The sequence below is a fragment of the Kribbella sp. HUAS MG21 genome, assembly GCF_040254265.1.
Lineage (GTDB): Bacteria > Actinomycetota > Actinomycetes > Propionibacteriales > Kribbellaceae > Kribbella.
In genome coordinates this window covers 1073687-1095524 of the sequence record NZ_CP158165.1, presented here as the reverse complement: position 1 = coordinate 1095524, position 21838 = coordinate 1073687, and the positions used below count along the sequence as shown (strand labels likewise).

The 21838-nt window shown below is 69.5% G+C and carries 20 protein-coding genes; 13 read left to right on the top strand and 7 right to left on the bottom strand.

All coding sequences use genetic code 11. From position 1 onward, the window contains the following. Positions 1-86: 86 nt before the first annotated feature. The gene (locus tag ABN611_RS05280; protein WP_350278637.1) at positions 87-1415 is read left to right on the top strand and encodes a hemolysin family protein; all 1329 of its coding nucleotides are present in this window, start codon (positions 87-89) and stop codon (positions 1413-1415) included. Here the strand turns inward: ABN611_RS05280 and ABN611_RS05275 are convergent. Genes ABN611_RS05275 through ABN611_RS05260 form a run of 4 tightly spaced genes read right to left on the bottom strand, consistent with a single transcriptional unit; the run spans position 1357 to position 5303 of the window. Further along, on the bottom strand, positions 1357-2619 hold the full coding sequence (locus ABN611_RS05275) for an MFS transporter (protein WP_350278636.1): 1263 nt from the start codon (positions 2617-2619) through the stop codon (positions 1357-1359). The two genes, ABN611_RS05280 and ABN611_RS05275, sit on opposite strands and share 59 nt — an antisense overlap. Before the next feature lie 3 nt (positions 2620-2622). Beyond that, a complete protein-coding gene (locus tag ABN611_RS05270; protein WP_350278635.1) occupies positions 2623-3213 on the bottom strand; it encodes a helix-turn-helix domain-containing protein in 591 nt (196 codons plus the stop codon). Between the two features lie 51 nt (positions 3214-3264). Then, positions 3265-4428 carry a protein kinase gene (locus ABN611_RS05265; protein ID WP_350278634.1) on the bottom strand — a complete coding sequence of 388 codons (1164 nt, stop codon included), beginning with the start codon at positions 4426-4428 and terminating at the stop codon, positions 3265-3267. A gap of 32 nt (positions 4429-4460) precedes the next feature. Continuing rightward, entirely contained in the window at positions 4461-5303 is an 843-nt protein-coding gene (locus ABN611_RS05260) for an alpha/beta hydrolase (protein ID WP_350278633.1), read from the bottom strand. 94 nt (positions 5304-5397) lie between these two features. Here ABN611_RS05260 and ABN611_RS05255 point away from each other — a divergent pair, with 94 nt between their 5' ends. Continuing rightward, entirely contained in the window at positions 5398-5781 is a 384-nt protein-coding gene (locus tag ABN611_RS05255; RefSeq protein ID WP_350278632.1) for a YciI family protein, read from the top strand. Positions 5782-5812: 31 nt separating this feature from the next. Here the strand turns inward: ABN611_RS05255 and ABN611_RS05250 are convergent, their stop codons facing one another. Then, positions 5813-6796 carry a BadF/BadG/BcrA/BcrD ATPase family protein gene (locus ABN611_RS05250; RefSeq protein ID WP_350278631.1) on the bottom strand — a complete coding sequence of 328 codons (984 nt, stop codon included), beginning with the start codon at positions 6794-6796 and terminating at the stop codon, positions 5813-5815. A 208-nt stretch (positions 6797-7004) separates the two neighbouring features. Between ABN611_RS05250 and ABN611_RS05245 the strand changes: the two genes are divergently transcribed. From ABN611_RS05245 to ABN611_RS05200, 10 genes are all read left to right on the top strand, one after another. Then, positions 7005-7787 carry an SIS domain-containing protein gene (locus tag ABN611_RS05245; RefSeq protein WP_350278630.1) on the top strand — a complete coding sequence of 261 codons (783 nt, stop codon included), beginning with the start codon at positions 7005-7007 and terminating at the stop codon, positions 7785-7787. Positions 7788-7810: 23 nt separating this feature from the next. Then, positions 7811-9235, top strand: coding sequence for an N-acetylglucosamine/diacetylchitobiose ABC transporter substrate-binding protein (ngcE, locus tag ABN611_RS05240; RefSeq protein ID WP_350278629.1), 1425 nt, complete (start codon positions 7811-7813; stop codon positions 9233-9235). Positions 9236-9307: 72 nt separating this feature from the next. After that, on the top strand, positions 9308-10219 hold the full coding sequence (locus ABN611_RS05235) for a sugar ABC transporter permease (RefSeq protein ID WP_350278628.1): 912 nt from the start codon (positions 9308-9310) through the stop codon (positions 10217-10219). A gap of 10 nt (positions 10220-10229) precedes the next feature. Then, on the top strand, positions 10230-11123 hold the full coding sequence (locus tag ABN611_RS05230; protein WP_350278627.1) for a carbohydrate ABC transporter permease: 894 nt from the start codon (positions 10230-10232) through the stop codon (positions 11121-11123). Positions 11124-11135: 12 nt separating this feature from the next. Next, complete coding sequence (ngcE, locus tag ABN611_RS05225; RefSeq protein ID WP_350278626.1) at positions 11136-12479, top strand: N-acetylglucosamine/diacetylchitobiose ABC transporter substrate-binding protein; 1344 nt, start codon at positions 11136-11138, stop codon at positions 12477-12479. 34 nt (positions 12480-12513) lie between these two features. After that, positions 12514-13299 carry an ABC transporter substrate-binding protein gene (locus tag ABN611_RS05220; RefSeq protein WP_350278625.1) on the top strand — a complete coding sequence of 262 codons (786 nt, stop codon included), beginning with the start codon at positions 12514-12516 and terminating at the stop codon, positions 13297-13299. 57 nt (positions 13300-13356) lie between these two features. Further along, positions 13357-13677, top strand: a complete 321-nt coding sequence (locus tag ABN611_RS05215) for a hypothetical protein (protein ID WP_350278624.1) — start codon at positions 13357-13359, stop codon at positions 13675-13677. Between the two features lie 49 nt (positions 13678-13726). Beyond that, positions 13727-14782 (top strand): tryptophan--tRNA ligase, encoded by a 1056-nt coding sequence (gene trpS / locus ABN611_RS05210; RefSeq protein ID WP_350278623.1) that lies wholly within the window; start codon positions 13727-13729, stop codon positions 14780-14782. After that, on the top strand, positions 14779-15291 hold the full coding sequence (locus ABN611_RS05205) for a 2'-5' RNA ligase family protein (RefSeq protein ID WP_350278622.1): 513 nt from the start codon (positions 14779-14781) through the stop codon (positions 15289-15291). Before trpS ends, ABN611_RS05205 begins: the two co-directional genes overlap by 4 nt. A gap of 28 nt (positions 15292-15319) precedes the next feature. Beyond that, on the top strand, positions 15320-16369 hold the full coding sequence (locus ABN611_RS05200) for a YihY/virulence factor BrkB family protein (RefSeq protein ID WP_350278621.1): 1050 nt from the start codon (positions 15320-15322) through the stop codon (positions 16367-16369). Here the strand turns inward: ABN611_RS05200 and ABN611_RS05195 are convergent. Together ABN611_RS05195 and ABN611_RS05190 are read right to left on the bottom strand one after the other, a co-directional pair. Next, positions 16366-17499 carry a D-alanyl-D-alanine carboxypeptidase gene (locus tag ABN611_RS05195; protein ID WP_350278620.1) on the bottom strand — a complete coding sequence of 378 codons (1134 nt, stop codon included), beginning with the start codon at positions 17497-17499 and terminating at the stop codon, positions 16366-16368. The genes ABN611_RS05200 and ABN611_RS05195 overlap by 4 nt on opposite strands. Positions 17500-17545: 46 nt before the next feature. Beyond that, complete coding sequence (locus ABN611_RS05190; RefSeq protein WP_350278619.1) at positions 17546-18490, bottom strand: zinc metalloprotease; 945 nt, start codon at positions 18488-18490, stop codon at positions 17546-17548. A 225-nt stretch (positions 18491-18715) separates the two neighbouring features. On the opposite strand from ABN611_RS05190, the gene ABN611_RS05185 reads away from it, so the two are divergent. Beyond that, positions 18716-21631 carry a S8 family serine peptidase gene (locus ABN611_RS05185; RefSeq protein WP_350278618.1) on the top strand — a complete coding sequence of 972 codons (2916 nt, stop codon included), beginning with the start codon at positions 18716-18718 and terminating at the stop codon, positions 21629-21631. Positions 21632-21838 lie beyond the last annotated feature (207 nt).

Sequence of the window (21838 nt, the reverse complement as noted above, 5' to 3'; positions counted from 1 at the left end):
CCGGCCGCTAGGCTTGGTAGATGGACGACCACGCCCAACGCCCGCCCTCTCGGCTGCTGACGAGAGGGCGCTAGGACATCCCACCCATGAACGACACCCTGCTCAACATCGTTCTGATTCTGGTCTTCGTGCTGATCGGCGGGGTCTTCGCCGCGGCCGAGATGGCCCTGGTCTCACTGCGGGAGAGCCAGCTCAAGGCCCTGGCACACCGCGGCAGGCGCGGCGAGATCGTCGCCAAGGTGGCCGCCAACCCGAACCGCTTCCTGTCCGCCGTGCAGATCGGCGTGACCCTGATGGGCTTCCTGTCCGCCGCCTTCGGTGGCGCGACGCTGGCCGACGGGCTCGCACCGCACCTGCAGAAGCTCGGCCTGCCCGAGTCGGTGTCGAACACGGTCGCGCTGGTGCTGATCACGATCCTGATCTCGTACGTCTCGATCGTGCTCGGCGAGCTGGCCGCGAAGCGGCTGGCGCTGCAGCGGGCGGAGGGCTTCGCGCTCGCGCTCGGCCCGCTCGTGGACCGGATCGCGTCCGGCGCCCGGCCGGTGATCTGGCTGCTCTCGAAGTCCACCGACCTGGTGGTGCGCGCGCTCGGCGGCGACCCGAACGCGAACCGTGAGGTGATGACCGACGAGGAGCTCCGGGACCTGGTCTCGGCGCACGAGTCGCTCGGCGAGGAGGAGCGCAAGATCGTCGACGACGTCTTCGAGGCCGGCAGCCGCCAGCTCCGGGAGCTGATGCTGCCGCGCACCGAGGTGGACTTCGTCGACGCCGAGATGCCGGCGTACAAGGCGGTCAAGTTCGCCGCCGAGCGGCCGCACTCGCGGTACCCGGTGATGAACGGCTCCGCCGACGACATCGTCGGCTTCGTACACGTCCGGGACCTGTTCGACCCGGCCGTCTCGACCCGCTCGGTGCGGGTCGGCGACCTGGCGCGCGAGGTGCTGATGCTGCCGGACACCGCGAAGCTGCTGCCGACGCTGACCGAGATGCGCCGCCGCAGCACCCACCTGGCGATCGTCCTCGACGAGTACGGCGGTACGGCGGGCATCGTGACGCTCGAGGACCTCGTCGAGGAGCTGATCGGCGACATCAAGGACGAGTACGACGAGGAGGCGGCCGAGACGACCCGGCTGCGCAGCGGCGACATCGAGGTCGACGGCCTGCTGAACCTGGACGACTTCGCCGACGCGACCACGATCGAGCTGCCGGACGGGCCCTACGAGACCGTCGGCGGATTCCTCGCCGCCCGCCTCGGGAAGGTTCCGTCGACGGGGGACGAGGTCGCGCTCGAGGGCCACACGCTGACGGTCACCGAGATGGACGGCCGCCGGGTGGCCCGGGTCCGGCTGCACCGGATCAGACCGGGAGTGGAGGAGCAGCCGCCGGCCGGGGCTCCAGCACCCGCCGCCGACTGAACACCACCAGCCCGCCGACGACGTACCCGAGGCCCTGGATCACCAGGATCGGGATGATGCCGACGGCGTCGCCGAGGAAGCCGGCGGAGGTGATCCCGATCAGGACCGCCACGCTCTCGGCGGCGCCGACCGCGCCGTAGATCCGGCCGCGGGTGCCGTCGACGGTGAGGTTCTGGAAGACGGTCATCATGCCGGCGAGGGTGAGTGCGCCGGGCAGCCCGACGACGATCATGAACACGAACGCCGGCAGCACGCTGTCCGACACCAGCGGGTAGACGAACAGCGCGATGTCGATCAGCCCGAAGGCCAGCGCGCCGAGCCCCCACAGAGTGGCGGCCGGCCATCGGGAGCCGATCGCGGCCGCGACCAGGCCGCCGACGATGCCGCCGACCGCCTGCGACGCCACGATCAGGCCGTACGCCTTCCCGTCGCCGCCGATCTCGGCGCTGACGAACGGCGCGAACAGCGTGCTCATGATCCCCTCGCCGACCCCGGTGACCAGGCAGAACACGAAGAACAGCCGCATCGCCGGACCGGCCACGCACAGCCGCAACCCCTCGGTCCACTCCGCCTTCAGCCGCCTGATCGCACCACCCGCGGACTCCTTCGTACGGCGGGGGCGGTCCTGGCGAAACCGCATCGCCGCGACCAGCACGACCGCGACCAGGAACGTCACGGCGTCCCCGACGGCCAGCAGCGTGAGCCCGCCGGCGGCCGCGAGCACACCGCCGAGGGCGGCGCCGATCAGCCGGGCGAGGTCGCGGATCTGGCTGTTCAGCGCGTTCGCGGTGACGAGCTGGTCGGAGTTCACCAGCAGTGGGACGAGGGACTGCTCGGCGGGCGTGAAGAACTGCTGCAGGCAGCTCTGCGCGAGCACCACGCCGTACACGATCCAGATCGTGCTCGCGTCGTGGACGGCGATCAGTGGCAGCAGGACGACCGCGTTCAGCACGTTGGTCACGATCATCGTGGTCCGCTGGTTCCAGCGGTCCACGAAGACGCCGGCCAGCGAGCCGAGCACCACGGCGGGCAGGAACGACGCCAGCAGCAGCCCGCCGGAGGCCAGGGTCGATCCGGTCAGCACGTACACCTGGAACGCGAGTCCGGTGCGCAGCAGCCAGTCACCGACCAGCGAGATCAGGCCGGCGCTGAGCATCAGCCGGTAGTCGCGCTGCTGGACGAGGACGCCCCACAAGTCCTTCATCTGCTACTCCTCCGGAGAGATCGTGACGATCTGGGTGAACGCGACGTGCCGGCTGCCCGCCGGCCGGGTGGACTTGTCGTCGATCGGCCGCTCGTCGACCCAGCGCTGCAGCAGCGCGTCGATCTGGGTGACCAGCTCGGCCAGTTCGTCCGCGGTCAGGTAGAACCCGCTCTGCCCGATGCCGGCGTGGTCCCGCCAGGCCGGGTCCTCGGTACGGCGTTGCTCCTGCCAGCGGCCGAGCGCCTCGAGCGCGCGCTCGGCGACCAGTTGCTCGAGGACGTCGGCCGCCGCGGCGCCCTCGGGGGTCGCCGAGGCCTCGGCCCACGACTGCGACGTCGAGACCAGCCGCCACGGCCGTTCCCGGTTGTCCTTCCCGGGAGCCGGCTCGACGAAGTCGTACTTCGCCAGCTGCCGCAGGTGATGCGACGCCAGCGCCTGGCTGATCCCCAGCCGGCGCGCAGCGTCCGCCGCCGTCAGCGGCCCCTCGCGGCCGAGCAGCGCCTGCAGATCCAGCCGCACCGGGTGCGCGAGCGCGCGGATGGCGAGCGGGTCGTCGAGGAGCCGGGACCGCCGCGGATCCTTTTCCAAAGACATGCTTGGAATATGCGGCAGGCCGGAGCCGATGTCAAGGCATTGCTTGGAATATCAGTTCCGGCCGGACTTCTTGGCCTTGCTCTTGCCGGGCTTGCCGGACTGGTCGGTTGTCTGCGGCTGAGACGTTCTCGAGGCCGTCGGGGGCTCGACCGTCCGGGTCCGCACAGGGGCCGACTTGGTGACGGTGACGGTCGGCCCGGTCCGGACTGTCGGCGCCGTCGGTACGGTCGCCGGCCGGGCGGGCGGCCGTACCTGCTGCACCGGCTGCGAGGGCGCGATGTTCGGCGGCGCGACCGGCTCGTTCGGTTGCTGGTCGGCGAGGACGCCGGCCGTCACGGCGGTTCCGGCGACGAGCATCGAGGCGAGCACCGCGAACGCACTGCGCCAGTTGCGGCGTGGGCGCAGTACGGCGAACTCGGCCGTCGGGGCCTCGGCCGCGGTCTCGGTCGTCAAGGTCGCGACCTCGTCGGCCGTCGGGCGGTCGCCGGGCTCCTTGGCCAGCATCCGGCGGAGCAGCAGGGCGACGCCGAGCGGTACGTCGTCGGGGATGACCGGCGCGGCCTCGACGTGCCGGGACATCACGACGGTCGGGTCGTCGCCCTCGAACGGCGGACGCCCGGTGAGCAGCTGGTACAGCACGCAGCCGAGCGCGTACACGTCCGAGGCCGGAGTCGCCGGATGCCCCAGGGCGCGTTCGGGGGCGAGGTAGTGGCTGGTGCCGAGGATCAGGCCGGACGTGGTCGCCGGGTCCGCGGGCGAGCGCGCGATCCCGAAGTCGGCGATCTTGACCGACCCGTCGACATCGACCAGCAGGTTGTCGGGCTTGATGTCACGATGCACGATGTCGTGCCGGTGCGCGGCCGCCAGGCCGCCGGCGACCTGCCGAACGACGCCGAGCGCGCGATCCGGATGCAGCGGTCCGTGCAACGCCAGCTCGTGCGCGACGCTGCGGCCCTCCATCAGCTCCATGACCAGGAAGTACTCGCCGTTGGAGTGGCCGAAGTCGTAGACCGCGACGACATGAGGATCCTTCACCACCGCCGCGGCCCGCGCTTCCCGCCGGAACCGTGCCGCGGCGAACGGGTCACTCAGGTCCGGGCGCAGCAGCTTGACCGCGACCGGCCGGCCGAGGAGTTCGTCGCACCCCCGGTAGACCTCGCCCATTCCGCCGTGACCGAGAATCTCCGTGGTGCGGTAGCGGTCCGCAAGCAGCACTCCTGACCGGTACCCCGCGAAACCCTGAGGATTCAGGCAGTTCGGTCCCGGATCCATCCGAGCGCGGGCTCGGCGTGCGCGAGGGCCGCGATGTGGCCGGCGTCCGGCAGCAGGACCAGCTCGGCCGCCGGGAGCGTGGCCGCCAGCCATTCGCTGTGTGCACAGGGAATCACGCCGTCGTCGGCACCGTGGACAAGCAGCGTCGGTGCCGCGATCGTCGCCGGATCGCAACCCCAGCCGAGGGTGTAGGAGCAGTCGTCGTCGACCAGCCCGTCGGGGCCGTCGGGCATCGACTGCTCACCGGCGACCGAGCCGAGCCAGCCCCACGGGCCGTCGAACATCGCGACGTCCGCCGCGGTGAACTCCGGGTCGTACTCGACGCCCGAGTTCTCGTGCCGCAGCTTCGCGGCACGTCCCTCCGCCGCGGCCCGGAGCGACGCGCGCCCGGACGCGATCATCCCGTCGTACCAGTCGAGGCCCGCGGCGTCGTACGGCGCGATGGCGGCGAACGTGGCGACCGCCTCGACCCGGTCGCCGAGCACCGCGGCCGCGCCGAGCGCGTACGAGCCGCCGCCGGAGTAGCCCAGCAGCGCACATGTGCCGATCCCCAGCGTGTCCAGCAGTGCGGTGAGGTCGGCCGCGACCGACGCCATCGTGCGGCCGGGCGCCGGCGTCGATCCGCCGTACCCGGGCCGGTCGAACGAGATCCACCGGATGCCGAGCCGCTCGCTCGTGTCGAAGAGTGGGGCGGGCGGTGTCCCCAGGTTCGGGGTGCCGTGGTGCCAGACCACCGCGAGCCGGGCGTCGTCGCCCGGGGCGCTGTCGTAGCCGTGCAGCACCCGGCCGTCCGGCAGCCGGAAGTCGATCTCCTCCATGCGGGGAAGCGTAAACGCCGAAATGTCGAGCGGTCCCGGTCGTGTCCGACCTCTGCTGCGAAGATCCAGCTACCTGCCCGAAAGGACACCGGTCATGAAGTACCTGCTGCTGATCCACAGCAATCCGATCACCTGGGGCCACCCGTCGTTCCTGCACACCGAGGAAGGCCGGGCGCTGCCCAGGAAGGCCCGCGACGCGCTCACCGCGCAGCTCGACAACCTGCTGAAGGAACTCGACGCCAACGGCGAGCTGATCACCGCGGTGCCCCTGGACCCGCCGTCGCGGACCCGCGTCGTCCGCGTCCGCGAAGGCGTCCGCGCCACCACCGACGGCCCGTACTCCGAGGCCAAGGAACAGCTCGCCGGCGTCTTCCTCATCGACGTCGCAAGCCCCGAGCGCGCCGAGGAGGTCGCCGCGACCATCCCGGAAGCCGGGTTCTACGCCGTCGAGGTCCGCCCGGTCTCGGTCCTCGACTAGCGGGCCCCACCAGGCCTGGTCGGACCGCGGCTCAGTGTTCGACCAGGCGGCGGTGGTTCTCGGTGGTGGCGAGCGTCGGGTCCAGGGCGGCGAGGGCGAGCCAGGTGGCGCCGCCGACGCCGTCGCGGGCGGTCAGGACTTCACCGGCAAAGTGTTGCCGAATCAACTGTCCGACCGGTGAAGATTCACCGGCGACACTGCCCGCGAGCACCATCGGGCCTTTGTCCGACGTTGTCTTCAGACGTGCGGCAGTTTCTGTGAGCAATTCGGCTGCGCGTTTCACCAGCGCCTGTGCGTGCTCGTCCCCTTGGGCGTACGTCGTGATGACCGCGGGCGCGAGTTCCGCGAGGAGAACCGGCGGCCGGCTGTTCACGGTGCGCACCAGGTCGTCACGCAATGCGTCGTACCCTTCACGGTGTGCAGGAGCGTGCTCGTCGCGGTCGGGCAGGATCGCCTGGACGACGGCCTGTCCGAGCAACCCCAGCGGCTCCCGGAGATCCAGCGACTGCAGCACGCTGCGGACCGCCTCCCGGCCGAGCCAGAAGCCGGAGCCGTCGTCGCCGAGCAGCCAACCGTGCCCGCCGGCGGTGCGCAGCAGCTGGTGATTTCGCACCAGTCCGGCGTTGCTTCCCGTGCCCGCGATCAGCACCGTTCCGTCCGGTTCCGGCGTACCGGAAGCGAACGCGACCTCGAGATCGCCGATGTACTCGGGCGGAACGGTGAGCCCGGCGCCCGTCCACGCGGCCTCGAACTGGGCGGCCACGTCCGGCCGCGCGAGGGCCACGCCGCCGGCCATCCCGACCACGCCCGCCTTCACGGCGGTCGGGTCCAGCCCGGCCAGTGCCGCGTGAAGCGCCTGCCCGAAGTTGGCCGCCGCACTTGCCGGATGACTCGTCGGATTTCCACCCGCGGCAGCACCGCGACCGATTACGTTGCCCTCGGAGTCCGCGACCACGATCCGGGTGGAGGTACCGCCCAGGTCGCCGCCGAGGACCAAGGGGCTTTCGACCGACATATGCGATGCTCCAAACTGCTCGAAAGAGCCTAAAAGTAAGCACAAAAAGGCCAGGTTACGCAACGGTCCCGATCTGGGAGATCACACGGATGAGCCTTGACTTTAGCTACGAGTTGAGAAAAGTTCTGTCCAGCAAACCGCAAACTTGCGCATTTGTCGGCACTTGGAGTGTCGATGACGAGCAGATCAGCCGAGGGGTGGGCCGCTGATGGCCAGCAGTGACACGGGGGCGACGAGTGGCGTGAGCGCGCAGGCTTATGTTCAAACCCTGATGCCGATCATGGCCGCCGTCACCACCCAGATCGACGGCCCGATCCAGCAGGCCGCGGACCTGATGACCGCGTCGCTGCGCGCGAACGGCGTGATCCAGGCGTTCGGCTCCGGGCACTCCGAGGCGCTCGCGATGGAGATCGCCGGCCGGGCCGGCGGCCTGATCGCCACCAACCGGATCGCGCTGCGCGACCTGGTGCTGCTCGGCGGCGAGCCGCCGGAACTGCTGCGCAGTGCCGAGCTCGAGCGCGATCCGGCGTACTCCCGCAAGCTCTACGAGCTGTCCGCGGCGCGCGAGGGCGACCTGTTCGTGATCGCCTCGAACTCCGGGGTGAACGGCTCGATCGTCGAGCTCGCGAACGTGGTCAAGGAGAAGGGCCACCCGCTGATCGCGATCACCTCGCTGCAGCACACCGGCGGTATGGAGTCCCGGCACCCTTCGGGCAAGAAGCTGATCGACTTCGCGGACGTGGTGCTCGACAACCACGCGCCGTTCGGCGACTCGGTGCTGGACCTGCCCGGCGACGCGGGCAAGGTGTGCGCGGTGTCGTCGATCACCGCCGCGCTGATCGCGCAGCTCCTGGTCGCCGAGGTACTGCGCCGGATGACCGACGCCGGCGAGACGCCTCCCGTGTACCTCTCGGCGAACATCCCGGGCGGGGACGAGCACAACCACGCCCTCGAAGCACGGTACGCCGGCCGCATCCGGCGTACTGCCTGAAACACCACTCGGAAGGCGGCATCATGACCACTCCCAACAACCTCCCGCGGCGGCTGTTCCTGCAGCGTGCGGCGGTCGGCACCTTGCTGACCGCGGGCGGGAGCACGCTGCTGGCCGCGTGCGCCAGCGGCGGCAGCGAGGACACCAGCAGCGGCAGCGACGGGGGCGGGACCAAGTCCGACGAGAACCCGTTCGCGGTCAAGGAGGACGCACCACTGGACGTGGTGATCTTCAAGGGCGGGTACGGCGACGACTACGCCAAGGCCCACGAGGCGATCTACAGCAAGAAGTTCCCGCAGGCCAAGATCAGCCACAAGGGCATCACCGACATCACGCCGCAGCTGCAGCCGCGGTTCAACGGCGGCAACCCGCCGGACGTGATCGACAACTCCGGCGCCTCGCTGCTGCCGATGTCGACGCTGGCCAGCACCGGCCAGCTGGCCGACCTGACCGCGCTGTTCGACGCGCCGTCGGTCGACGATCCGGCCAAGAAGGTCAAGGACACCGTCGAGCCGATCGCGATCGAGGCCGCCCAGCTGGAGGGCAAGCCGCTCGTCCTCGAGTACGTGCTGACCGTCTACGCGCTCTGGTACAACAAGCCGCTGTTCGAGAAGAACGGCTGGACGCCGGCGAAGACCTGGGCCGAGTTCCTGACGCTGTGCGAGGAGATCAAGAAGGCCGGCATCGCGCCGCTCGCGCACCAGGGCAAGCACCCGTACTACATCCACCAGGTCGTCCTGGACATGGCCGTGAAGCACGGCGGCCAGGAGGTCATCAAGGCGATCGACGGGCTGGAGCCGAACGCCTGGATGCACCCGTCGATCAAGCTGGCCGCCGAGGCGCTGCTCGAGCTCAAGGGCAAGGGCTACATCATGCAGGGCACCGAGGGCCTGGACCACATCCAGTCGCAGACCGCCTGGAACCAGGGCAAGGCCGCGTTCATCCCGTCCGGTTCCTGGCTGGAGAACGAGCAGAAGAAGGTCGCCCCGGCGGACTTCCAGACCACCGCGACCTACACCCCGCTGCTGGACGGCGCGAAGCTGCCGGTGGAGTGCACCGAGATCGCCGCCGGCGAGAACTTCATCGTGCCGGAGAAGGCGAAGAACAAGGCCGGCGGCCTGGAGTACCTGCGGATCATGCTGTCGAAGGAGGCGGCCGGCAAGTTCACCGAGCTGACCGGTTCCCCGACCATCGTGAAGGGCGCCGGCGAGGGCCTGAAGCTGAGCCCGGGCGCCGCCTCCGCGAGCGCGCTGCTGAAGTCCGGCGGCGACAACAACTGGACGTCGTACTTCGGTTCCTGGTACTCCACGATGGACAAGCCGGTCCAGAGCGTGGTGGGTGAGCTGGCCGCCGGCCGGATCACCGCGGACGAATACCAGAAGCGGGTGCAGAAGATCGCCGACGACACGGCGAAGGACCCGAAGACCAAGAAGCAGACCCGTAGCTGATTGTCCGGTGGCATGCTGAGCTGTGGGCGCCTGTGAGGACCCGCAGCTCAGCTGTCTGTTGTAAGGAGAGAGATGCGGCACGGTAGTTACCGGTTCGTCGCGAGCTTCCTCGCGATCCCGCTCGTGTTGTACGTGGTCTTCGTGATCTCGCCGTTCGTCCAGGCGTTCTACTACTCGCTGACCGACTGGACCGGGATCTCGCCGAAGTTCGAGTTCGTCGGGTTCCAGAACTTCAAGGACCTCGCGAACGACGCGATCTTCAAGGCCGCGATCGGGCACAACATCATCCTGCTGATCGGCGTGCCGCTGCTCACCATCGTGCTCGCTCTGGTGTTCGCCTACCTGCTGAACGTCGGCGGCAAGGCGAACAGCGCCGGCGTCCACGGCGTCCGCGGGAACGGCTTCTACAAGCTGGCGTTCTTCCTGCCGCAGGTGCTGTCGGTGCCGGTCATCGCGGTCATCTGGGCCACCGTGATGACGTCCACCGACAACGGCCTGCTGAACTCGGTGACGAAGAAGCTCGGCCTCGGGACGTCGCAGTACCTCGCGTCGCCCGAGATCGCGCTGTACTGCGTGATGTGGGTGCTGGTCTGGGGCAGTGTCGGGTTCTATCTGGTGCTGTTCAACGCGGCGATGTCCGGGATCCCGAAGGACATCTTCGAGGCGGCGATCATCGACGGCGCCGGCCGGCTGGCGACGTTCTTCCGGATCACGCTGCCGCTGCTGTGGGACACCATCCAGACCGCCTGGGTGTACCTGGCGATCATGGCCCTGGACGCGTACGCGCTGGTCGCGGTGATGACCGCGGGGCCGGGCGGGCCGGACAACTCGACGTACGTGATGGGGCTGGCGATCGCCGACAACGGCTTCCAGTACGGCCGGGCCGGGTACGCGTCCGCGATGGGCGTGGTGCTGTTCTTCCTGACGCTGATCATCGCCGCCGTCATGCTCCGGGCCACCCGGCGCGAGCGGATCGAATACTGAGGGGCCGGTCATGACTCTGCAGATCGACGTGGAAGGCCGCACCCAGGACTCGGCCGGCGGACCCGAGGCGGTGAGCGACAAGGGCGGGTTCAGCCCGGTCAACGTGTTCTCGCACGCGGTGCTGATCGCCTGGGCGGTCCTGGTCGTCGTACCGTTCGGCTGGGCGCTGATCGCCTCGCTGAAGAGCACCGGCGAGATCTTCGGCGACAACCCGTGGGCGCTGCCGAAGAAGCTGCTCTGGGAGAACTTCGCGAATGCCTGGGAGAAGGGCGTCGGCGACTACCTGCTGAACAGCCTGGTCGTGGTGGCCGGCGGCGTGTTCGGGACGATGCTGTTCGGCTCGATGGTCGCCTACGTGCTGGCCCGCTACCAGTTCCCCGGCAACCGGCTCATCTACTACCTGTTCGCGGCCGGGATGATGTTCCCGACGTTCCTGGCGATCGTGCCGCTGTTCTTCGTGGTCAAGGGCTTCGGGATGGTGTCGACGTACCAGGGCCTGATCCTGGTCTACATCGCCTACTCGCTGCCGTTCACGGTGTTCTTCATGCACTCGTTCTTCCGGACGCTGCCGACCTCGATCGCCGAGGCCGCCCTGGTGGACGGCGCGGGACACGCGACCACGTTCTTCCGGGTGATGCTGCCGATGGCCAGGCCCGGGCTGCTCAGCGTCGGCATCTTCAACGTGCTCGGTCAGTTCAACCAGTTCGTCCTGCCGAGCTTCCTGTCGCCGGAGAAGCCGGTGCTCTCGCAGGGCATCGCGACCCTGCTGGGCAGCCAGCGCTACGACAACGACTGGGGAACGCTGTTCGCGGCGCTGACGATCGCGATGGTCCCGGTGATCGTGGTGTACCTGATCTTCTACCGCCAGGTGCAGGCGGGCCTGACCGGCGCCACCCTGAAGTAATAGCCTGCCGGGGTGCTGAAACGGCGGACGCTACTGCAAGGGGCCCTGGCCGGGGCGGTGCTGAGCGGCTGCTCCAGCGCGCCGGTGGCCCCGCCGGTGTCGCCGGAGAACCCGTTCACCGTGGACGGGAACGCTCCGGTCGACCTGGTCGTCGGTGACGAGTACGGCGGGTTCGCCGCGGCGGCGTACCGGAAGAAGTACGCCGCCGCCGTCGTCACCCCGAAGGTGTCGGCGCGGCTGTCGGAGGAGCTGCTGCCGCGGTTCGCCACCGGCACCCCGCCGGACGTCGTACTCAGCACCGGCGACGACGCGCTGGAGCTCGGCCGGCTGGTCAAGGAGGGCCAGCTCGCCGACCTGCAGCAGCTGCTGGACGCGCCGTCCTGGGACAACCAGGCCGCGAAGGTCGAGGACCAGCTGCTGCCCGGCCTGCTGGACGTCGGCCGGTACGACGGTACGCAGCGGAGCGTGAACTACGTCGCGACCGTGTACGGGATCTGGTACTCGGCCGCCCTGTTCCAGCGCAACGGCTGGGAGGTGCCGCGCACCTGGCCGGACCTGCTTGCCCTCGGCACCGAGATGAAGGCGGCCGGCCTCGGCCCGTTCATCTACGCGGGCACGCACCCGTACTACCTGCTCGAACTGGTGCTCACGCTGGCCGCGAAGACGGGCGGGCCGGACGTGCTGAAGCGGATCGACAACCTCGAGGACGGCGCCTGGAAGGACGAGAGCGTCACCAAGGCGATCACCGCCGTCGGTGAGCTCGCCAAGCGCGGGCTGCTGGCACCGGGCACCGCGCAGTACGACCATGTCGGCTCGCAGCGCCGGTTCCTCGCCGCGAAGGCCGGGATGCTGCCGTGCGGGAACTGGCTCGAGAACGAGATGAAGCCCCAGGTCCGGGACGACTTCGTGCTGACGATGTTCGCCGTACCGGCCCTGGACGCGTCGCCCGCGCTGGCGAGCGGGCTGCACGTGGCGGCGACCGCGCCGTTCCTGGTGCCGGAGAAGGCGCGGAACAAGGCCGGCGGGCTCGAGTACCTCCGGGCGCTGCTGACCAAGGACGTCGCCGCCCAGGTCAGCTCGGAGTCCAACCAGCTCACCATCGTCCGCGGCGCCGCCGACGGGCTGGAGGTGAGTACGGCGCTCCGCTCCGCCCGCGACCTGTTGGCGGCGGCGGGCGATCAGCTCATCACCTGGTACTTCGACACCTGGTACCCGGCGTTCGCCACCGCGGCCGCGGCGGCGACCGGGCAGTTCATGGCGGGCGGCCTGCAGCAGTCCGAGTGGACCGCGCGGATCCAGGCCGCCGCCGACCAGCTGAAGCAGGACTCCGCGGTCACGAAGTACCACCGGGACTGAATTCTGGGTTAGGCTCGCGCTGGGCGTCGTACCGGTGGCGACGACCGAGTGGTTCGGGGAGAAGCCGGGCGCGCTCTTCCCGTGGGCGAAGGCGAAGCTCGGGGACGGCGCGGTGCCGCAGGTGCTGCGGGACAAGGACGGCATCCAGTTCGAGAAGATCGCCGCCCTGCGGCCGGACCTGATCGTCGGGCTGTACTCCGGGATCTCGGCGGACGACTACAAGAAGCTGACCGCGATCGCGCCGACGGTCGCGCAGCCGACCGGCGTCCCGGACTACGGCGTGTCCTGGCAGGTGGTGGCGCGCACGGTCGGCCAGGCGGTGGGCAAGCCGCAGGAGGCGGACGCGCTGGTCCAGGGCATCGAGAAGCGGTTCGCGGAGGTGCGCACCCAGCACCCCGAGTTCAAGGGCAAGCCGGCGCTGATGGCGACGCCGTACGAGGGGTACTTCATCTACGGCACCCAGGATCCGCGGTCGCGGCTGCTGACCGACTTCGGGTTCGCGCTGCCGGACGGGCTGGACGCCGCGATCGGCGACAAGTTCGGCGCGAACATCAGCGCCGAGCGGATCGGGCTGCTCGACCAGCAGGCGCTGGTGTGGTTCCCGACCAAGGGCGGCACGGCGAGGCTCAAGGCGGACCCGCTGTACAAGAACCTGAAGGTGCGGACCGAGGGCCGGGACGTGTTCGTCGAGGAGAACTTCGACGACGAGCTGTACGGCGCGACGAGTTTCGTCTCGGTGCTGAGCCTGCCGATCGTGCTCGACCAGCTGGTCCCGAGGCTGGCGGCCGCGGTGGACGGAAACCCGGCCACGAACGGGTGATATCCCGTCGCCTGCACGGGCAGTTCGCCGTACGCTCTGAGCAGGGGAGTGAGAGCGATGGCGTGGCTGACGGCACGGGAATGGACGAAGCGGGTGGCGTCCCGCCTGCACCGGCACGCCGAGCCGGAGCCGGACCCGTTCGAGACGCTCCGGGTGCAGACCCGGCTCGGGCACCTGTCCGGCAAGATCCGCAGTACCGAGTCGATGCCGCACGTCTACGCGCGGGCGCACCGCCTGATGGCGCTCGAGGCGGCGTACGACGACCTCCTGGACGAGGCATGCCGCCTGGCCGGCGTGCCCGACCCCGGCGCCGCCCGCCCCGAGGACCGGCGCTGGCAGGAGGAACAGGAACTCGCCGCCCGCGGCTGGACCTGGTGATCCCCGCCCGGGTGCCGGGTGAACTTCGGGCGCTGGCAGAATCGTGCTCATGTCCCATGCTGCGTCTGACCCCTCCGCAGCCGGTTCCCAGCGACGCCCGCGCGTGCTCTCCGGGATCCAGCCGACGGCGGACTCCTTCCACTTCGGCAACTACCTCGGCGCGTTGCGGCAGTGGGTGGCCCTGCAGGACGACCACGACGCGTTCTACTGCGTCGTCGACCTGCACGCGATCACGGTGGAGTACGACCCGAAGGCGCTCCGCGAGCGCACCCGGCGGTCCGCGGCGCAGCTGCTCGCGGCCGGGATCGACCCGGAGCGGTCCACCCTGTTCGTCCAGTCGCACGTGCCCGAGCACGCGCAGCTGGGCTGGGTGATGGGCTGCATCACCGGGTTCGGCGAGGCCAGCCGGATGACGCAGTTCAAGGACAAGACCGCCAAGGGCGGCGCCGACCGCGCCACCGTCGGGCTGTTCACGTACCCGATCCTGCAGGCCGCGGACATCCTGGTCTACCAGGCCGACCGGGTCCCGGTCGGCGAGGACCAGCGCCAGCACGTGGAGCTGACCCGGGACCTGGCGCAGCGGTTCAACCACCGGTTCGGCAAGACCTTCCGGGTGCCCGAGGCGCACATCGTCAAGGAGACCGCGAAGATCTTCGACCTGCAGGACCCGACCGCGAAGATGAGCAAGTCGAGCTCGTCGCCGGCCGGCATCATCGACCTGCTCGACGACCCGAAGGCGAGCGCGAAGAAGATCCGGTCCGCGGTCACCGACTCCGGCCGGGACGTGGTGTTCGACCAGGAGCACAAGCCCGGCGTCGCGAACCTGCTGACCATCTACTCGGCGCTGACCGGCAAGAAGATCAGCGAGCTCGAGGACGAGTACGCGGGCCGCGGGTACGGCGACTTCAAGAAGGACCTGGCCGAGCTCGTCGTCGAGTTCGTCACGCCGTTCCGGGAGAAGACGCTCGGCTACCTCGACGACAAGGCGGAGCTGGACGCGATCCTGGCCCGCGGCGCCGAGCGCGCCCGCGCGGTCACCGAGCCGACCCTGGCCCGGGTCTACGACCGGCTCGGCTTCGTGCCCGGCCCGGCCCCGCGCGGATGAGCACGATCGGTGTCGCGATCCCGATCGCCGAACCGTACGGCACGGAGCTGCAGAAGTACCGGGCCGACTTCGGCGACCCGATGGCCGCCTCGATCCCGACCCACGTCACGTTGCTGCCGCCGACCGAGATCGCGGACGGCGACCTGGACCTGATCGACGAGCACCTGCTCGCGGTCGCGGCCCGGTTCCCGCCGTTCCGGATCCGGCTGCGCGGTACGGCGACCTTCCGGCCGATCTCGCCGGTGGTGTTCGTGCCGCTCGCCGAGGGCATCTCGTCGTGCGAGGTGCTGCAGTCGCAGGTCCGGTCCGGGCCGCTGCAGATCGAGCTGAAGTTCCCGTACCACCCGCACGTCACGGTCGCGCACGACCTGGACAAGGCCGCGCTGGACCGGGCGTACGACGCGTTGTCGGAGTACGACTGCGCCTTCGACGTCGAGCACTTCAGCCGGTACGAGCACGGCGCGGACGGCGTGTGGCGCCCGCAACGCGAGTTCCCGCTGGCAGGCTGAGTCTCCTCGTCGCGGGTACAGGAGAGTCATGAAGAAGCTCAAGTCGCTCTGGCAGCGGTTCCGCCGGACCCAGCTCTGGCGTGCCTGGCAGCGGTACGGCGACCGGCGGGGCAACCGGTTGGCCGGCGCGACGAGTTTCTTCGGGTTCCTGTCGCTGTTCCCGCTGATCGTGCTGGCGGCGGCGATCGCCGGGCCGCTGCTCGGTGACGAGGCCGTCAAGGCGCTGAAGGAGGCGCTGCAGCAGAACCTGCCCGGCGTCGGCGACAAGATCGACATCGACTCGCTGATCGCGCACGCGGGCACCATCGGGCTCGTCTCCGGTGTTTCGCTGCTGTTCACCGGTCTCGGCTGGATCGACTCGCTGCGGGCCTCGATCCGCTCGATGCACGAGCTCGACGACGAGCCGGGCAACATGGTCAAGCTGAAGGCCGTCGACCTCGGCGCGCTGGTCGGCCTGGGCATGATCGGCCTGATCGCGACCGGCGCCTCGTCGATCCTCACCGGCCTGTCGAAGCGCATCGCCGGCTGGGCCGACCTGGAGGGCACCTGGCTGGCGCAGTGGGGGCTCGCACTGTTCAGCGTGGTGATCGGCGTCGCCGCAGGGGCCGCCCTGTTCCTGTACATGCAGACCGCTCTGCCGCGGATCATCCTGCCCCGGAAGGTCGCGCTGATCGCCGCCCTGGCCGGCGGCGTCGTGTTCTACCTGGCGCAGCGGCTCGGCAACGTGTACGTCGACCACGTGATCGGGTCGAACGCGGCGTACGGCGCTCTAGCCCTCCCGCTGGCGCTGTTGGTGTGGATCTACCTGATGACCCGCGTGATCATGCTGATCGCGGCGTGGACGAAGGAAGCAACCCTCGACGTCCGCGCCGCCGAGGAGGAGAGCGCGGAGCCGGCAGCTGTCGAGGCCGAGCCGCTGCTCCCGGGGCCGCCGGGCAAGCGCTACAAGGTGGTTCCGGTCCCGCAGCGGAAGGCGGACACCGCGGCGGTGGCCGCGGGCGCGGTGCTCGGGGTCACGGCCACCACGCTCGCCCTGCAGGCGGTACGCGCGGTCCGGTCGGTCCGTCGTACCCGCTAGTGACGGCGGCGGCGTAGCGTTCGCGGGCGGCGGAGGAAGAGGCCGAGGAGCAGGACGGGCGGGGCGGCGTACGCCCAGGCCGGGACGCGGAGGGCGAGCGACTGGACGGCCTGGCCGGGATTCAGCGCGGTGCGCGCCTTCGGCCGGCCCGTCGTACCGGAGTCGGATTTGGTGCTGCCGGAGCGGTCCTGGGGCTGCGTCTTCGGCGGTACGGCGGCCGGCTTGACCAGGGCGCCGACCGGCTTGAGCTTGCCGTAGTTCGTGAACGTCCAGGTCAGCAGGTTGCTGGCGTCCTCGGTAATGCCGTGCGGCGCGTTCATCATCGTGACCACGAGCGTGTGGCCGTTGCGGCGGGCGGCGCCGATGAACGTGTTGCGGGCCAGCGTCGTGTAGCCGGTCTTCACGCCGAGCGCGCCGTCGTAGTTGAACAGCAGCTTGTTCTGGTTGGCGACCTGGTAGGTGCCCTTGTTGCCGACGTTCGGGAAGGCCGTGTACTTCGTCGCGGCGTACTTCGCGAAGTCCGGCCGCGCCAGCCCGGCCTTCGCGAACAACGCGAGGTCGTAGGCGCTCGAGTACTGCCCGTCGGCGTCGAGGCCGGTCGGGTCGGTGACGTGCGTGTCGAGCGCGCCGATCTCCTTGGCCTTCGCGTTCATCCGCTGGATCGTCGCCGGTACGCCGCCCTGGTCGTGCACGCACAAGGCGTGTACGGCGTCGTTGCCGGAGGCCAGGAACATGCCTTCGAACAACTGGTCGACGGTGTACCGCAGGCCCGGGTAGACGCCGACCTTGCTGCCGACGATCCCGGCGTCGGCGTCCGAGCCGACCACCGGATCGGTCTTCTTCAGCCGCGGCAGCAGGACCAGCGCGGTGAGCGCCTTGAGCGTGCTGGCCGGACGGAGCTTGGCGTGCGGGGCCTTGACCGCCAGTACCTGACCGGTGTCGATGTCCGCCACGACGTACGCCGACGCCTTGACCGCCGGCGGTGTCGCGCCGCGGGCGACCACCGTCGGCTTCGCAGTCAGCAGGTCGCCGCCGACCGGGCCCTGTGGGGCCTGGCCGGCGGCTGTCGCTGTCAGAGGTCCGGCAACCACCAGTACGGCGGTTGCGCAGGCCGTCGGAAGCAAACGCATCGCGGGCACTCTAGTTGCCCGGTGGTGCGGATGTCACAGGCGGGTCTCACGCACGGTACGCCGTCCACATGTCGCTGATCCGGCTCGACTGACCAGGCGTGAACTGGTTGTAGCAGGCGTCGTACGAGTAGTCCATGTAGTTGTGGATCGGGTCCAGACCGGGCAGCGAGCACGAGTCCCGGCCGGTCGGGCAGCCGCTGGACGAGCTGCTCTGGGCGGGCGTGTCGGCCACCGAGTCGTTCGTGCTGGTGCAACCGCCCTGGAACGTGTGGTACAGCCCGAACCAGTGGCCGGCCTCGTGCGTCGCGGTCTTGCCGAGGTCGTAGTTGGTCGCCGTACCGCCGGGCAGCGAGCTGTACTGCACCCGGATGCCGTCGATCTTCGGGTTGCGGGCGTAGTCCCACGGGAACGTGGCGATGCCGAGGTACGAGAAGTCGACCAGCCAGATGTTCAGCGCGTTCGCGCCGCCCTTGCGGGTCTGGGAGCGGTACTGCGTGCTCTGCCGGTCGTTGTGCCACTGGTTGTTGTTGTACCGGTACGTCCCGGCGAGGTAGAAGCTGAACCCGGTGTTCGCGGCCTGGGTCGACTCCTGGCCGGCGAAGTTCTCGTTCAGCTCGGCGATCTGCTGCGTGATCTGCGAGTCGGTGACGTCACCGGCACCGGACGTGCTGCGCATCACGTGCACGTACACCGGCACACTGGCCGACGCCAGGGTCCCGGCCTGTGGGGTGAGCCCGCGGGCCTTCTTGGCCTTCAGGATCTGCGCGGTCCGGGCCTCGACGGCCTTCTGCTCGGCCGCCGACATCTCCCGATGGTCGGCACCGTGGCCACCGCGCGCGGCGGAGCCTTCCTCCGGCGTGAAACAGGCCGGGTTCCCGGTTTGGTCGGCGGGCAACTTCGCGGTCGCCTGTCCACCGAGCGGACTGAACGCAAGCGCCGTACCGGCCAGCAACACGGCCAGGGCGCGGGGACGGGTAACGAAAGATCGCATAGCGGTCCTCCAGAATCGGGCCGCTTTGGGCGGTGCGGCCGAATCCGGCGATTTTCCCCACCATCCCGCGGATCGCCAACCCATTCCCTGACCCCCTGGTGCCACGGCACCACAGCGCCGAGCTTGCCGTCGGGCCGCTTCGAACGATAGAAATCAGCCTGTCTGTACCAGTGCCGCGGGGGCCGCACTGGTTCTCCCTCCGCCTTTCCCCTCGCTGGAGTCTGGATGCGCCGCGCCCGCGTGCCGTTGAAGTCCGCCCGTTTCACTCAGATCCTGCGGCTGGGCCTGCCCGCCGCCCTGGTCGCCGGAATCCTGGTCACCGTCACCGGCTCGTCCGGCACCGCCGCCGAGCCCCGCCCATTCCAGGCGAAGCCCGCCCTGGGCAAACCGACCGGACCCGCGTACGACGCCAAGTCGGTCCTGATCAAGTTCAAGCCGAAGGCCACCACCTCGGCCCGCAAAGCCGCCCTCTCCAAGGTCAAGGGCCGCCCCGACGTGTCGGTCACCTCGGACATCGTCACCGTGACAAGCGAGGCGCCGGCCCCCGAACTCCTGAAGAAGGTGAAAGCCGACCCAGCGGTCGAACTCGCCTCGCTGAACTACCTCCGGCGGAAGTCCGCCACGCCGAACGACCTGTACTACACGAACTACCAGAAGTACCTGCCGACCGTCCGGGCCAACGCCGCCTGGGACCTGTCGAAGTCGGCCGGCACCCAGACGATCGGCGTTCTGGACACCGGCGTCGACGCCGGTCACCCGGACCTGGTGGGTCACCTGCTGCCCGGCTACAACACGTTCAACACCGCGGTCGCGCCGAACGACGGCGACGGTCACGGTACGGCGACCACCGGCATCATCGCCGCGGGCACCGGCAACTCGATCGGCATCGCCGGTGTCGCGTGGAACGCGAAGGTCCGCCCGGTGAAGGTACTGGACGACAACGGTGAGGGCAGCGACGCCAACCTGATCAACGGCATCAACTGGGCGGTCAAGAACGGCGTCCGGGTGATCAACATGTCGCTCGGCGGCGAGGGTGACAACCCGATCCTGCACACCGCGATCAAGAACGCGTTCGCCAAGGGCGTCGTGCTGGTCGCCGCGTCCGGGAACACCGGCGCGTCCGCCCCGAACTACCCGGCGGCGTACCCCGAGGTGCTGTCCGTTGGCGCCACCAACTGGTACGGCGCCCTCACCAGCTTCAGCAGCTGGGGCGACACCGTCGACCTCGCCGCCCCGGGCTTCAACATCACCAGCACGGCCCCGCGAGCCCTGACCCCGTCAGGCTTCGACCCGTACTACCGGGGCCTGTCCGGTACGTCGTTCTCGTCCCCGATCGTGGCTGGTGTGGCGGCGCTGGTCCGCAACAAGTGGCCGTCGTTCACACCCGCCCAGGTGATGGCCCGCCTCAAGACCACCACCCGCGACGCCGGCCCGCGCGGCATCGACCCGTACTACGGCAACGGCATCCTCGACGCCTACCAGGCCCTCGGCGGCAGGTGGACGACCGACTTCCCGATGAACCCGGCAGACGGCAACGACCAGCCCGCCCGGGCTACTGTCCTTCCTGAAGTACCCGCGGAGGTCTCCAGCACGATCGGTGTGGAGGGCGACGTCGACTGGTACCGGGTCAACGCGGCAGATCGTCTCACCGTCATGCTGACGGGGCCGGTGTTCGACTGCGCCTTCTCGTCGAATTTCGGTCCGCACCTCAACGTGTACGACCAGAACCTGCAGCCGCTGGCGCATGCGGTGTATCCGTACCCGACACTGATCGATCCCCTCACCGGTTGCCCGAAGCCCATGGGGCTTACTGTGTTCCGCGACGTCCCCGGGGCGATCTATATCGCCGTACGCAACGACAACGGATCCCGGGACACCCGGGCGTACAAACTGAGCGTCCGGAGTACGACCAGTGAACTTCTGAGTCATGGCACGGCGTACCCGGTCACGAATGTGCAGCCCGCTGACCTGTCGACGAACGCGCCGGTGACCGTCAAACCAACCGTGACGTTTGCTCGTCCGGTCGTTGCCGACAGCGTCAACTCGTCGACGGTGCGGCTGCTCAACGGACAGACGGGTGCGGTGGTCCCCACGACCGTTGCCTACGACGCGACGACCAGGCAGGCCGTGATCACTCCGGCCTGGCCGCCGAGCGACGCGACCCCGTCCGACCCAGCGACCCTCCTCGACAACACGCCGTACCGAATCAGCGTCACGGGCGCGAAGGAGGCCGACGGTACGCCGCTGGCGTCGATCAGCAGCACGTTCTCCACGGTGGACACGGCCCCGCCGACGATCTCGCCGTTCAACGCGGCCGGTGCCTACCTGGCGGCCAATCTCTCCTGGGGAATCGCCCCGACAACCGACCTTGACCAGGTCATCGTGCGGCGCAACGCCGGGAGCACCGTACCGACGCCGACCACCGGGACACTCGTCTACTCGGGCACCGGGACCGCGGTGAAGGACACCGGCCTGGCGCAAGGAGTCACCTACACCTACGCCGTCTGGGCCCGGGACCGCTCGGGGCGCTACAGCACGGCCCACGTCCAGCGGCTGATGGGCATGAAGTCGGGGATCAGCACGACCTCGACGCTGGTCACCTACGGCAGCACGTTCACGCTGCGCGGAAGCCTGCTGCGCATCGACAACAAGGCGTTCTACGGACTGCCGGTCCACGTCTACGCGCGCCCGAAGACCTCGTCGAGGTTCACCCTGCTCGGATCCCCGAAGACGAGCGTCTCCGGCACCGTCTCCTGGCCGGTCAAGCCGTCCGTTTCGTCGGTCTACATGATGACGTTCCCCGGCAACGCCGAGATGATGGGAACCCGAACGGCCGACATCACGGTCAACGTCGCGCCGACGATCTCGGCGACACTCTCGCCGTCGTCGATCCGGCTCGGCGGTACGGCAGCATTCAGCGGTTACGTCGCTCCCGCGCACGCCGGCCAGACCGTCTACCTGCAGCAGTACGCCAACAAGGTCTGGAAGTCGATCGCCGCGGTGAAGCTCTCGACCTCCGGCAAGTACGCCTTCGGCATCAAGCCGACGGTACGCGGGCAGATCGCCTACCGGGTCTGGTTCCCCGGCGATGCCGACCACACCCCGGCCTACACAACGAACAAAATCCTCACCATCAGCTGAACCCGTGCCCCCGGCCGCGTCACCGGCCGGGGGCATTTCACTACCCGACGAAGGGCCGCTGCGCCTGGCCTGCAGCGTGTCGCTGCAGCAACCTGCAACTTCGCCCGGATGCCTTGTCCGGGCCGGCTTTTGAACGATAGAACTATCTCGCCTTTCGCCGGTGTCGCTCGGGGTGCGCCGGATCCGCCCGACATCTGGAGTGTTGAT